Below are 13,148 nucleotides of genomic sequence, written 5' to 3'. Positions count from 1 at the left end.
TTGAATGAGTCTTCACGGCCGACCCCGAACCGTCAAGAGGCCACCTGGCACGCCCTGGACGTTTCCACAAAGTGGAATTAGAATTCCGCAGACCAGAACGTAGCTATGCACAACCGGGCCGTCAAACGATCACCAGGCGCGACGGCGGGTAAGCGGACAAAGGCGCCCCGACCGGTCCCTGACCGGCCCTGACCGGCAAAGACGCCAGGGCCGGTCAGAGCCCCGGCGGGGAACCGCCCGGTAGGCTGCTGCCTTGCCCGTCAGCCCCGAAAGGACTGCGCCGTGCCGACGTCAAGCGCCAGCGACGCCTCCACCGAAGTCGCCGCCTCCAAGCCGCCCGCTGCCAGCGGTGGTGTCCAGTCCCTTGAGCGCGCCTTCGACCTCCTCGAACGGATGGCGGACGCCGGAGGCGAGGTCGGCCTGAGCGAGCTCTCCGCCAGCAGCGGCCTTCCGCTCCCCACGATCCACCGCCTGATGCGCACCCTGGTCGCCTGCGGCTACGTACGCCAGCAGCCCAACCGCCGCTACTCCCTGGGCCCGCGCCTGATCCGCCTCGGCGAATCGGCCTCGCGCCTCCTCGGCACCTGGGCGCGCCCCTACCTCGCGCGCCTGGTCGAGGAGACCGGCGAGACCGCGAACATGGCCCTGCTCGACGGGGACGAGATCGTGTACGTCGCACAGGTGCCCTCCAAGCACTCCATGCGCATGTTCACCGAGGTGGGCCGCCGGGTCCTGCCCCACTCCACGGGCGTCGGCAAGGCTCTTTTGGCCCACACGCCACCGGAGGAGGTACGGGCCCTCCTCGCCCGCACCGGCATGCCCGCGGCCACGGAGAAGACGATCACCACGCCGGAGGGGTTCCTCGACGCGCTGGAGGAGGTCCGCAGGGCGGGCTTCGCGGTCGACGACAACGAACAGGAGATCGGGGTGCGCTGCCTTGCGGTGTCGGTCCCGAACTCCCCCACGGCGGCGGCCATCTCGATCTCGGGCCCGGCGGGCCGCGTGACCGAGGCCGCGGTGGAGAAGATCGTGCCGGTACTGCAACAGGTGGCGGTGGAGCTGTCCGCCGCGCTGGCGAGTTCGGGGCCTGCGGCCTGAAGGGTCGATACCCGCCGGCCTACCCGGCCGGGTCTACCGGTCCCATGACCACGGGCCTGCCGGACGGCCGTCGACCTCGACTCCGTACGGCAGGAGGGGGGCCGTGGGCAGACATCCCGCGGCCCGCGCCCGCCGGGCGAACTCGTCCGCTTCGGGAGCGTCGGCCTTCCGGAGTGCCGCCAAGAGGGCCTCACCGCAGCTGGTGGTCGCTCGGTTGAGGTCGACCTGGGATGCCGGGGCTCGTCGCAGGAGGTGCTGGAGCGCCTCCTCGGCTTCGAGCTCCATGAACGCCTCGAGAAGCCTGGCGACGCTGTTCATGTGCCCGAGGCTCGCGCCCGGGGCGGCACGCCGGACCAGGACCTCGCACGCTCCGGAGAACCCCGCGGCGTTCATGGCCTTCAGCAGGGCGGCGATGCCCATCGTGTCGTCCAGGTCGATGCCGGCGGCGGCCCGGTCGGCGAAGGACCGTGCGGTCTCGTCGGCCCCCGCTAGGACGAGGACGTCCAGGAGCGTCTCGTGCGCATCGAGGTTCGTGGAGAAGTCCACGGCGACTCGGTCCACCAGGCCTTGATCGATCAACTTCCGCACCGCGTCCGGAACGTGGGCCGCGTGGCAGAACCACGCGAGGATGCTGACCTCGTCCAGATCCGTGCTGGTGGTGTTGGCGACGTGGTGGAGCGCCAGCCGTCGCGCGGCTCCGTGGGCACCTGCTTCCGACAGAGCGAGCACGGCGAGCAGTCCGTGCCCCGTTCCCACGTCCGCCTCGGCGCGTGTCACGAGGTGGTCGATGGCCCGCTCGGCGTCGACCGCCAGCAGAACCTCGACGACTTCCGCGATGAACTCGGAGACGTGGAGGTCCACTTCGTTGACGAGCACCGTTGCCGTGGCTTCAAAGACCTCGCAGGCTCCGGCCCTTCGCAGCGCGCTGAGCAAGGGCTGGATCTCGTGCGGATCCTCGTACCACACGTGCCCGGCAACCTCCCGCCGCAACAGCGTCGCCAGGGCTTCCTCGCGGCCGGCCGAGCACAGCGAGTCCAGGAGAGCGGTGACTGTTTCGGGGTCGGTCAGATCCAGCTCGGACACGGCGCGGTCGGCGAGAACGGCGAACTCGTCCATGGCCCCGTACTCCCGCAAGGCGCCGAGAAGTCCGCAGACCGCCCTCTCGACATCGTCCGGACCCGGCACGAGACCGACATGCCGGGCCGGTCCGCAGCTCAGCAGCGTCCGTACCGCATCGTCGGCCCCGGCAAGGCGAAGAACTCCCAGCAGGCACCCGACGGTTGCGGCATCGGTCAGCCCGACCCTTGCCGCCGGGTCGAGGGCGAGCAGCGAGTGCACGGCTTGCTCGGCCCCGGCATGCCACAGCTCCGCCATCAGGCCAGGAAGTTCATCGGGGTCCAGGCGCGAAGCCTCGGTGGTGATCCTGGTGGCGAAGGCAGCCAGGAGGTCGGGAGCCTCGGCCGTGTTCAAGGACCGGATCAGCATCACGGTCGCCCACGTGTCCACCAGGTCGAGCTCGTCGGCCGCACGCCGGGCCAGAGACCGGAAGGAACGCTCGGTGCAGACCCGCCGGAGATCGGGCAGCACTCGTACCAGGGCACGTGGGGCGAGCTGATCGGTGTGCTGCAGCAGTGAGTCCACGAGGGCTTGGACGACCTCCGGAGAGGCACCCTTGTCCGTCAGGCGTACGGCGAGTGCTCCGCCGGTCACGACATCCGCCGGGTCGGTCCGATCCACGAGCCGACGTGCGAGCTCGTCGACGGCTTCCTGGGCTTGCGCCGCGGCCAGGAGGTCCAGGATCTCGTCAGTCTGGCGCGTCCGGGACGGATGGGCCTGCGCTGCCGCCCAGTGTGCGATCCGGTGGGCGTCCGGATGTGTCGCGGTGCGTTTGAGAAGACGGATCAAGGCTTCGCCGCTGCCCGCCTTCGCGGCCCTGCGGTCCAGGTCGACGGCGTACCGGAACAGCCCGCGCCGCCAGGCGGCTTCCTGCAATGAAACGAGGTCCGCGGTCTCCTCCGTGTGGCGGCAGAGGGCTTCCCACAGGGACGCCGAACCGGCCTGGTCGGCGCGGACAGGGGGGATGTGCTGACGGAGGTAGACCGTGGGCTCGTACAGAGGCGGGGCTCCCGCGGTGTCCCGTCGCGCCCTCAGAGGCGTCAGGGTGCAGCGGATGTCGGTGCGGGTGCCGTCGAGCCGTTCGCCGGTCGTCAGCGCGTCGAGGACGAGTGCCGCCCAGTCCGCGCTCGGGGCCCGGTGGTGCGGGGCGAGCGTGCCGTCGGCTGCGTCCGCCAGGAGGGCCGAGGACAGCGGCGATGAGTGGCCCAGGCGGTGGGCGTCGAGCGCCGCGGTGATCAACGCGTGCTCATGGCGCGTGAAGTGGTCGTCGGGGCCGCTCAGATAGGCATCGAGCAGTTCGGGGCCGCCGCTGAGATGCTGCACCATGCGCCCGTCCCGCGCTCCCGCCCGCTCGGCGTACGCCAGGCGGTCGTCCCCATGGTGCGCGGCGAGCTCCCGCCACTGCTCCCGCTCCTCAGGGGTCAGCTCGGCCGGGACCCGGATCCGGTGCGTGTGGGCGCCGACGAGCAGGGCCCGCGCATGCGGATAGGGGTCCCGGGGCTTTCCCTGCCTGGTCAGCTCCTGCCAGTACGGGTTCTGCCACAAGGTGGCGACGGCCGCCACCCCTTGGTGCCGTTCGAGGAACAACCGCAGCTGCGCGGCGACCTGTTCGCCCTCGCTGTCGTACAGGATCCGCTGGAACTCGTTCAGCCACAGCACGGTGCCGGGACGTGCCGCCCCGTCGGCCAGGAGCGACAGCAGGTCCTGTGCGGTCGCGGGCCGCAGGAGCGGCTGGTCGGGGGCCAGTTCACGCACGGCCTCGTACAGGGCGCGAGTCTTGCCGGTCGAGGACTCCCCGGTCAGTACCAGGAGGGCCGAAGATCCACCGGCGAGCGCCTTCTCCAGCCGCCTGCGCAGCTCTCCGTCCAGCTCACGGCTCAGGTACGGGGACAGGGTGGGCAGTGTCCGGCGCCGGGGCCTGGGCAAGGGTGCCTCGTGCACCTCCAGTTGTTCAGCGGTCAGATCGGAGAGCGATTCGGCTTCGGACCGTTCCTCCGGCGGCGTGCGGCGCTCGGCCCCTTGCTCGTCGCGAGCCTTCCCCAACAGGTCGCGCAACTCGCGTCCTGGCGGCGGTTCCTGTGCCCAGTCGGCCCAAAGCGCGGCCAAGGCCAGGACTCTGTCGTCACTGGCCGCTTGGGGCAGCTTGAACCCGGCCACGTCCCGGGGAGCCCAGTCGCTGATCCGCTTCCGTGAGAAGCCCCGAGCACCTGGAGCAGCGGCGGATGTCCTGAGCGTCGTCTCCACCACGGTCTGGCTGAAGGAGAGCCCTTGAGCCCTCCGGCGCGCCTCGGCCCGCTCACGCAATCCGCTCAGGATCTCCCACACGCGCTGTCCGGCCGTCCCCATCCGAATGCGCCTCCCCCTGCCCGGGCCACCCGCGACAGGCGCTTCGGGCACTTCCCTCGGTGGCGTTGACCAGCAGGATAGTTCGCCCGCTGCCCGGTTCGCCCGGATGTCGGAGGTTGCACGAACACGTGGAGTCAGAGTGGCTCCCGTACCGGGCCACGGTCCCGGCGCAGTGGTCATCCGCCCGCTCAGACCCCAAGAGGTTCACGTGTGCCGTCACTTCGATAAGCCCGAGCCCGACCGCGTACCGGCCCCACCCAAGGAAGCACGGGAAGTCACGTCCCCACCGCTGTGGCAGGAAGTGCGGCGCCGCATCGCACTCGGGGCGGCAGGAGTGGTCATGCCTGCGCTGCTGGGCCTCTTCGAGTGGTGGTCCCGACGCTAGGTCAGCTCCAGGGATCAGCGACACGGCCGTCCGGTTCGAGTCCGTACCGGAGCAGTTGCCGACGGCGGGGGTCGTCGCCGTCCTTCCCCAAGAGCCACAGGCCAGAGGAATCCCCGGACGCCACGGCTCTGAGGGCGAGGCTTTCGGCTTCGACGTGCTCACCGGCCTCGTCCAAGAGCCGTGCCAGGTGGACGAGACCCCAGGTGAATCCTTGGTCAGCGGCGTCCTGACAGAAGGAACGCAGTCTGGCGAGTTGGCCGTTCTTGCGGTAGGTCATGGCCAATTCGTCCCCGCTGTGCCGGGTACTGGCCTCAGTGGCACCACGCAGGACATACCGCTCGGCACCGTCGAAGTCACCGGCTTCCATCCGCAGCGCGGCCAGATCGCCGTAAGCCAAGTGATCGCCGGCCGCGACACACGCTTGGTAGAGCGGTTCGGCTCCGGCGAGGTCTCCGGCCTCGTGCAGCCGTGCGGCCTTGACCCACAGGGCCTCGGCGCCCTCACGCCCTTCGAGGACCCGGTGGAGGCGTTCCGCCTCCCCTGGCCCGAGCCGCGACGACGAGAGAGCGAGCTCCCCCAGTGCCATCGTCGGGCCGACGTCCATCAGTTGCCCGAACAGACGGTCGGCGCGGTCTTCGTCACCGGCCGCTCGCCACGTCCCGACCAGGTCGAGCATCCCTGTGCAGTCGCCATGGCGAGCAGCCTCACGCGCGGGAGCTTCAGCGCCCTCCAGGTCCGTGGCGCGCAGGCGGAGCTTGGCCAGATAGGCCCAGAGCCACTGATGGTCGTTGCCCGCCTCGGCCAATGCCAGGCACAGACGCTCTGCGCCATCCGTGTCACCCGCGTCCGCCAGTGGCATGGCCAGCATGCCGACGAATCTCGCAACATCGGGCACGGGCTCGGCAGCGTCCTCGACCAGCCGTGCTGCCGCCCGGTAGAGCCGCAGGGCCTCTGCGGCGTCTCCGCTTCCGCTGCGCATCTGGGCGAGGCGGACAAGGCCGTCGACTTCACCGGCATCGGCTGCGGCCTGGAAGCAGCGGACAGCTGTGGAGCGATGACCGACCCCTTCGTGCAGGCTCCCCAGGGCGACCCACGCGCGTGGCAGGCCGTGGTCGGCGGCGGCCCGGTAGAGCAGTGAAGCCTGGCGGCGCAGCCACCGGTCGTCGGCCGCGCCCGCCAGCGCCATCAGATCGGCGGCCGATCCCGCGTGGTGGGCGGCGGCATCCCAGAAAGCGGCCGGGGGCACGGTGAAGCGACGCGTGTCCCGTGCATGTTGCTCCAGGTAATCGGCGAGCCGGAGAACCGTCGCTGCCGGGGCGGTCTCTCCGGGGCGGGGCCGCCATGCCGTCAGCGGACCGGGAACGCCCTTGCAGGGCCGGCGCGCGTAGTCGAGCCCCTTCTCGAACCAGTTGTCGTCCATCAACTGCCACTGCTGGTCACTCAGGTATCCGGGAGCAGCTGCCCGCAGCAGCTCTGGACTCAATGACGGACCGTGTCCCAGGCGGCGGGCGTCCATGGCCGCAAGGATCACAGCTCGTGCCTCGGCCGGGGCGGCCTCGAAGCGCCGTACAAGCTCGTGAGCACCGGCAAGGAACTGAGTGACATGACGCCCCCCGTGCTCGACGGCGAGGGCCAGCCGCCGGTCCTTTGGCGCGATCCGCGCCAGGTGGTCCAGTTCGTCGTCGGTGAAGGAGTCAGGGACCGTGATGCACCTTCCGTCCAGGAGGTCGCGGGCGTGCGCGTGCGGGTCCTGCTCCGTCGGACGGGGCCGAACCGTCAAGAGGGAATGGTGCTCACGCCACAGCGTCCCCAGGACCAAGACGGGCGAACACAGCGGGTCCGCCAGCAACGTCCGTAGTGCGCAGGCGGTTTCCTCCCCCAGGGGCCCGATGAGATGGCGCTGTGTCTCGTTCAGCCACAGCACGGTGTGCGGGGCGATGCGCTGCCGCCGGTACGCCTCAAGGAACTGCTCGGGCGAATGCGGCTGCCACAACCGCCATTCCGCGAGCTCGCGGAGGAGGACCAAGGCCTGCAAGGCGCGCGTCTTGCCGGTCGACGAGTCTCCTACCAGCACCGTCATCTGGCTGGACACCTGCGCCGCTCGACCGGCCGTTTCAAGGCGAAGGTCATGCGGCCGACGGACATAGGGAGTCAATGAGGTGAGCGGCGGCAGTACGGGGTCGATGCTGTGGTGAACCCCTAGGTGGTCCACCGCGTACGTGTCATCGATCTCATCGATGGTCACGCCGAGTGGGGATCGCGAGGGGCCGTCCTGGTCCGGCACCGCAATGTCGCGCCGGTCGGCGTCAGCCGCGGCCCGCAGACGCAGCAGGGCTTGGAGATCGAGCTTGAGAGCGCGGGCCAGCGCCCCCACCGTGTCGGCCGTAGGGACGTCGTGGCCGGGGTTGAGTGCGGCGCTGACCGACGTGCGTGCCCGATCGGCGCGGCGAGCGAGTTCGGTCTTGTTCAAGCCTGCGGCCACTCGCCCGGCCTCGAGGCGCGCGCGCAGCTCCCTCAACGCGTCCAATGCGTCCGCCGGAACCTGCGATCCGTGTGCCGCCACCCTCCCCGCCCCTCACCTTGCTGTCCTGTTCACCGGTGTTCATCTTTGTCCAGGCGCACCATGGCGAACAGTCACTTCGGCAGATTCGACCCCGCTTTACCCATCAGTCGGCGTCGAAGGAGAAGAACGCTGTGTCCGACCACACCGTCATGATCGCGCTCGCCCTGGCCGTGACCATCGTGATCGCTGTCCTGGTCGCGGCAGGTGCCGGGTACCTCGCCCGTCGCGATCAGGCGACCTACCCGGCCGCACTGACGCGCGCCGCCGTGGCATTCGCCGCCACCCTCACCCTGGCCGCCGTGCTCACCACCGCGCTCGTCGATGTCGGCGCGTCCTGACGCCACGAGGATGTCTGGCGTAGGCAGCGGCTCGGTCCCCTCCTCGCCGATGTCTCAACGCGAAGGCCGCTGCCCGGCGCCGCCCCGGATCAGCCCACGCCCCGTCGCCACCGCGACCGCCGCCGTACGCGAATCGACGCCCAGCTTCGCGTAGATGTGCACCAGGTGGGACTTGACCGTGGCCTGGCTCAGGAAGAGCCGCTTGCTGATCTGCAGGTTGGACAATCCCTCCCGCACCAGCCGCAGCACCTCCAGCTCGCGCCCGGTCAACGCCTCCCCGGGCGTCCGCATCCGGTCCATCAGCCGATGCGCGATCGCCGGCGCGAGGGCGGACTGCCCCGCCGCGGCGGTCCGCACCGCCGCCGCCAGCTCCTCCGGCGGCGCGTCCTTCAGGAGATATCCCGCCGCGCCCGCCTCGACCGCGGCGAGGATGTCGGCGTCCGTGTCGTACGTCGTCAGGACGAGCACCCGCGGCGCCCCCGGCACGGCGGTGATCGCGGCCGTGGCCTGCGCCCCGTGCATCCCCGCCCCGAACTGAAGATCCATCAGGACGACGTCGAACCCGCCGGTGGCGGCCAGCGACACCGCGGCCTCGGCCGTCGCCGCCTCCCCCACGACGACGAAGCCGGGCTCGGTGTCGAGTACCGCGCGCAGCCCGGCGCGCACGACGGGGTGATCGTCGGCGAGGAGCAGCCGGATGGGCTCCGGCGCCTCGGCGCTCACAGTGCGGCCTCCATCGGACCGGCTCCCACCGGAGCAGTCCCCGTCGGAACGGCTGCGGTCGGAACGGCTGCGGTCGGAACGGCCCCCGTCGGGAGCGGCAGGGTGACCGCGACGGCCGTTCCCTGCCCCGGCGCCGACTCCACGCTCAGCGTCCCGCCGAGCGATCGGGCCCGGGCCCGCATCGCGGGCAGACCGAACCCTCCGTCCTGCCCGTTGTCGTGGGGCGCGGACGCCGGGTCGAAGCCCCGCCCGTCGTCGACCACGTCCAGGGACACCGAGGTGTCCATGAAACTGAGCGTGATCTCGGCGCGCCTCGCGCCCGCGTGCCGGACGGTGTTCGCGAGGGCGGACTGGGCGGTGCGGAGCAGGGCGACTTCGTACGGGGTCGGCAGCTCGGTGGGTGTACCGCTCACCGTGAACTGGACCTGGACGTCCGAGGCGGGCGATGCGGACGCGCTTGCCGATGCGCTTGCCGATGCGGAGAGCCTTTCCAGCGCTCCGGCCAGCGAGCCGTGCTCCAGGTCGGGCGGGCTGAGGGCGCGCACGAAACGCCGTGCCTCCGCGAGGTTGTCCTGCGCGGCGGCGCGGGCCTGCTCGATGTGCGGGGCGGCGGGCGATCCCGCGGGCAGCGCGCGTTGCGCGGCGCGCAGCAGGAGCTGGATGGAGGACAGGCCCTGCGCGAGCGTGTCGTGGATCTCGCGGGCGAGGCGTTCGCGCTCGGCGAGGGTGCCCGCGGTCCGCTCGGCGGCGGCGAGCTCGGCCCGGGTGGCCATGAGCTCGTCGATCAGTTCACGGCGCCGCTCGCTCTCCCGGTACAAGGCCTGGTACCCGAGGACGGTGGCGACCGCCACGGCCGCGCCGAGCAGCGGCCCGATGAAGCTGCCGGGCGACACGGGAGAGCCGTGCAGCAGGAAGCTGGCGATGGCGGCAGCGGCGGTCAGCGCGACGGCGGGCAGGCCCCAGCGCAGAGGCAGCAGATGCAGCTGGAGGAAGTAGAGGGGGAAGGCCGCCCACAGCCCGTCCGGCGACAGGACGAGCAGCGCCACCCAGCAGGCGCCGAGCACCGCGAGCCACACGGCCGCCGCCCGCTGCGACCGGGCCACGGCCGGACTGAACGTCCCCGCCGCGTAGACGCCTCCCATGACGACCACCACCGCCACGACGACACCGCCACGCGCCGCACCGTCGGCCACGGCCCGCACGGCAGCAAGCGCGAGCAGCCCCACGAGCAGCGCGTGCAGGCAGAGGCGCAGGGCGAGGGTGACGGGGGTGGTCCGCGAGGGGGATGAGGGGGCCAGGGAGTCGTCGGGGAGCATCGGGGCCTCGGTCGGGGGTGAGGGTGCGAGCGGGGAGGGTGCGGGGGCGGGTGCCCGGAGGCGGTCTCGGTCGGAGGGGGGCGAGGGCGGATGCCCCCAGAGCTGATCTCAGGCGGAGGCGGGAGCAGGGTCGGGGGCCGGTTTCGGTCCGGGGGCGCTCCGGGGCGGTCTCGGTCGGGGGTGAGGGCGAGGGCGGGAGCGGTGGCTCCCGGAACCGGTTCTCGGCCGGAGGCGGGAGCGGGGCGGGGGCCCGGAGCTGATCTCGGTCGGAGGCGCCCGCCCGGTGCCGGTCTCGGCCCAGGCTGAGGGCGGCAGCGGGGCGGCGCCCGGTGCCGGTTTCGGTCGGGGGTGGGTGCGGGTGCTTCCGGAGCTGGTCTCGGTCGGAAATGGGGGCGAGGGCAGAGTCGGGGGTCCGGTGCGATTCGCGGGCCGGGGTCCGCCCCGTGGCTTCGAGCGGGACTGGATTCCCGGCGCAAGTCCGGGCTCGGCACTCGGGGAGTTGTTCATCGGACCCTCCAGCGTAGGCGCAGCCGCCCCCGCTTCCGTCAACCGAAAGGTTGATCGCGGGCTCCCTCCTTCGATCCGGGGGAAGCGTGCTGCGGCGCGATGCCGCGCGGGTGGGCGCGGACGGAGGGTGGGGCCATGTTCGTCGCATGGAGAGACCTTCGGTTCGCCAAGGGGCGGTTCGCCCTGATGGGAGCCGTCGTCGTACTCATCACTCTGCTCGTGGGGCTGCTCTCCGGGCTCACGGCCGGGCTCGCGAGGGAGAACACCTCCGCGATCACCGGCCTCCCCGCCGACCACCTCGCCTTCGCCGCGCCACCGCCCGGCCAGTCCGCCTCCTTCACCGGCTCCCAGGTGCAACAGCGCGCCTGGGAGACCTGGGCGAAGCAGCCGGGCGTACGGTCCGCCGAGCCCATCGGCATCAGCACCCTGAACGCCACCGCCGGTGACCGCTCGGCCGCCGTGTCCGCCTTCGGGGTCGAGCCGGACTCCGGGATCGCGCCGGCCGGCGTCGCGCCGGGCAGGGCCGTGCTCTCGGAGAAGGCCGCGGCGGACCTCGGAGTCGGCCCCGGGGACACGGTGCGGCTCGGGGGCAGCGGAGTCGAGGAGAGCGTCGCGCGGGTCGCGTCGGACGCCTCGTACAGCCATACCCCTGTCGTCTGGACCGCGCTCGACGACTGGCAGGGGCTCGGCCACCGGGGTACGTCGCTGGACGAGCAGGCCACGGTCGTCGCGCTGCGGACCGGCGGCGGAGTCGATCTCGCCGCCGGGGACGAGGCGGCGGGCACGGAGACGAAGTCCCTCGACGGCGCGCTCACGGCCATCGGCTCCTACCAGGCGGAGAACGGTTCGCTGCAGCTCATGCGCGGCTTCCTCTTCGTCATCTCCGCGCTCGTCATAGGGGCGTTCTTCACGGTGTGGACGATCCAGCGCGCCGGTGACATCGCGGTGTTGAAGGCACTGGGCGCGTCCACTCCGTACCTGCTGAGGGACGCCCTCGGCCAGGCCGTGCTGATGCTCGCCGCCGGGACGGCCCTGGGGACGGGGATCGCCGCGGTGGTCGGCTCCGCGATCGGCGGCGGCGACGTCCCCTTCGTCCTCGACGCTCCGACCGTGCTGTGGCCCGCCGCCGTGATGATCGCCCTCGGGGCGTTGGGCGCGGGCCTGTCCGTCCGGCGGATCACCGCCGTCGACCCGCTGACCGCGCTGGGGAGTGCCCGATGAGTCTGTCCCTCGAAGACATCACGCTGACGTACCCGGACGGTGAGGGCCGCCTCACGGCGCTCGACGGGGTCGACCTCGACGTCCCCGCCGGAACGCTGACGGCGATCGTCGGCCCGTCCGGCTCGGGGAAGTCCAGCCTCCTCGCGGTGGCGGCGACGCTGGCGACGCCCGACGCGGGGCGGGTACTGGTCGGAGGTACGGAGACAGGTGCGCTGTCCGCGGCGGAACGCACGGAGTTGCGGCGGCGGAGGATGGGGATCATCTTCCAGCAGCCGAATCTGCCGGCCTCGCTGACCGCGCTGGAACAGGTGGAGCTGATGGCGCGCATCGACGGTCGCGGACGCCGACGCTCCGGCGAGGCCCGGGCGCGGGCACGGGAGCTGCTCGCCACGGTGGGCCTCGACGGTCTCGCGCATCGACGCCCGCACCAACTGTCGGGCGGCCAGCGCCAACGGGTCGGCATCGCACGGGCGTTGATGAACGCACCCGCGGTGCTCCTGGTGGACGAGCCGACCAGCGCCCTGGATCACGAACGGGGCGCGGCGGTCCTCGATCTGCTGGGACGCCTCACCCGGGAGTGGGGCACGGCAACGGTCCTGGTCACCCACGACCGAGCCCGGCTGGCTGTCGCCGACCGGGTGGTGGAACTGGTGGACGGAAGGGTGGGGGCCCCGGCGGAGAGCTCCTTCCCGTAACACCCCACCCCCGGAGCCCCGCCCCGTCCCGGAGCCCTCACCGCCCCGGGGAAGAGGTCCGAGTCCACCCCCCGGCCGAGGGCCAACTGGGCGCAGCCGGTGATCAACAACCCGCCAAGGGGACGGATCTCGCCGCCGGAAAGCGCTGGAATCCAGCCCGCTCTGCGGCCGAGGGGGACCTCGGCCGGGGCAGTCGTCAGTGAGGGTCCCTGGCCGGGGGAGCCGGGAGTTCGGGGCGGGGCGGGGGCGAGGGCTGGGAGAAGTCTTCCGGGGTGATCCTCCGCAGCGTTCGGCGCACCCCTCGCGGCACCGCAGGCCCCGGCACCGTCATGACCCGGCACCGGGCATGCCTCTGTACGTAGCGTCGTGCCCTCCCCCAGCCCCTCCGCGTGCCGAGGATCACGAGGTCATCCGTCGAGGCGGCGGCCAGGTCACACACCGCCCGGCCCACCGCGCCCCGCACCACCCACCGTTCCACCGCGACCCCCTCCGGCGCCCCGCCGAACACCTCGTCGAACGCCCGGTCCAGTCGCTCCCGGGCCGCCGACTCCCAGTGCTTGGCCCACGCCCGGTCCGGGCGCCGCGCGTACAGCCCCTCCCCTTCCGGCGGCTCCCACGCGATCAGCGCGACCAGGGTGCGACCGGCCCTTCGCGCCTCTTCCGCCGCCACCCGCAGCGCCGCGAGACTCGCCGGTGAACCGCTCACCCCCACCACGACCCTTGCCTCCACGGCCAGCCCCCTCCCTCGTCGCACCTCGTCGCGCCTCGTCGCACCAGCGCCTAGTAGCAACAGGCCAATCCGGCCCGCTCCACCGGAGTCTGTACGCTGATTGGCCTGGC

General features: G+C 72.0%; 9 protein-coding genes. 4 read left to right on the top strand and 5 right to left on the bottom strand.

Translation table 11 applies throughout. The features are described from left to right. Positions 1–282 precede the first annotated feature (282 nt). On the top strand, positions 283–1,098 hold the full coding sequence (locus ACIGXX_RS06785; protein ID WP_351158895.1) for an IclR family transcriptional regulator: 816 nt from the start codon (positions 283–285) through the stop codon (positions 1,096–1,098). A 33-nt stretch (positions 1,099–1,131) separates the two neighbouring features. On the opposite strand, the gene ACIGXX_RS06780 is transcribed toward ACIGXX_RS06785, so the two are convergent. Next, complete coding sequence (locus ACIGXX_RS06780) at positions 1,132–4,320, bottom strand: hypothetical protein (RefSeq protein WP_399973377.1); 3,189 nt, start codon at positions 4,318–4,320, stop codon at positions 1,132–1,134. A 626-nt stretch (positions 4,321–4,946) separates the two neighbouring features. Further along, on the bottom strand, positions 4,947–7,508 hold the full coding sequence (locus ACIGXX_RS06775; RefSeq protein WP_399973374.1) for a hypothetical protein: 2,562 nt from the start codon (positions 7,506–7,508) through the stop codon (positions 4,947–4,949). A 131-nt stretch (positions 7,509–7,639) separates the two neighbouring features. Between ACIGXX_RS06775 and ACIGXX_RS06770 the strand changes: the two genes are divergently transcribed. After that, positions 7,640–7,846 carry a hypothetical protein gene (locus tag ACIGXX_RS06770; RefSeq protein ID WP_351158887.1) on the top strand — a complete coding sequence of 69 codons (207 nt, stop codon included), beginning with the start codon at positions 7,640–7,642 and terminating at the stop codon, positions 7,844–7,846. A 54-nt stretch (positions 7,847–7,900) separates the two neighbouring features. Here ACIGXX_RS06770 and ACIGXX_RS06765 read toward each other — a convergent pair whose 3' ends face one another. Beyond that, positions 7,901–8,569 (bottom strand): response regulator, encoded by a 669-nt coding sequence (locus tag ACIGXX_RS06765; RefSeq protein ID WP_399973370.1) that lies wholly within the window; start codon positions 8,567–8,569, stop codon positions 7,901–7,903. Further along, complete coding sequence (locus tag ACIGXX_RS06760; RefSeq protein ID WP_399973367.1) at positions 8,566–9,885, bottom strand: sensor histidine kinase; 1,320 nt, start codon at positions 9,883–9,885, stop codon at positions 8,566–8,568. Before ACIGXX_RS06760 ends, ACIGXX_RS06765 begins: the two co-directional genes overlap by 4 nt. A gap of 642 nt (positions 9,886–10,527) precedes the next feature. Here ACIGXX_RS06760 and ACIGXX_RS06755 point away from each other — a divergent pair. Then, positions 10,528–11,613, top strand: coding sequence for an ABC transporter permease (locus ACIGXX_RS06755; protein WP_399973364.1), 1,086 nt, complete (start codon positions 10,528–10,530; stop codon positions 11,611–11,613). Further along, on the top strand, positions 11,610–12,308 hold the full coding sequence (locus ACIGXX_RS06750; protein WP_399973361.1) for an ABC transporter ATP-binding protein: 699 nt from the start codon (positions 11,610–11,612) through the stop codon (positions 12,306–12,308). The genes ACIGXX_RS06755 and ACIGXX_RS06750 overlap by 4 nt, the downstream gene beginning before the upstream one ends. Before the next feature lie 196 nt (positions 12,309–12,504). On the opposite strand, the gene ACIGXX_RS06745 is transcribed toward ACIGXX_RS06750, so the two are convergent. Continuing rightward, on the bottom strand, positions 12,505–13,038 hold the full coding sequence (locus ACIGXX_RS06745) for a universal stress protein (protein ID WP_399973358.1): 534 nt from the start codon (positions 13,036–13,038) through the stop codon (positions 12,505–12,507). Positions 13,039–13,148 lie beyond the last annotated feature (110 nt).

This window comes from Streptomyces sp. NPDC055243, assembly GCF_044544025.1.
Taxonomy (GTDB): domain Bacteria; phylum Actinomycetota; class Actinomycetes; order Streptomycetales; family Streptomycetaceae; genus Streptomyces.
Note: the sequence above shows the minus strand (reverse complement) of the source record. Positions and strands in the feature narration are given on the sequence as shown.

What these genes read in the sequence shown, in the direction of transcription:
- ACIGXX_RS06760 (WP_399973367.1), bottom strand. Translation starts at nt 9,885, where the DNA reads ATGCTCCCCGACGACTCCCTGGCCCCCTCATCCCCCTCGCGGACCACC.
- ACIGXX_RS06755 (WP_399973364.1), top strand. Translation starts at nt 10,528, where the DNA reads ATGTTCGTCGCATGGAGAGACCTTCGGTTCGCCAAGGGGCGGTTCGCC.
- ACIGXX_RS06750 (WP_399973361.1), top strand. Translation starts at nt 11,610, where the DNA reads ATGAGTCTGTCCCTCGAAGACATCACGCTGACGTACCCGGACGGTGAG.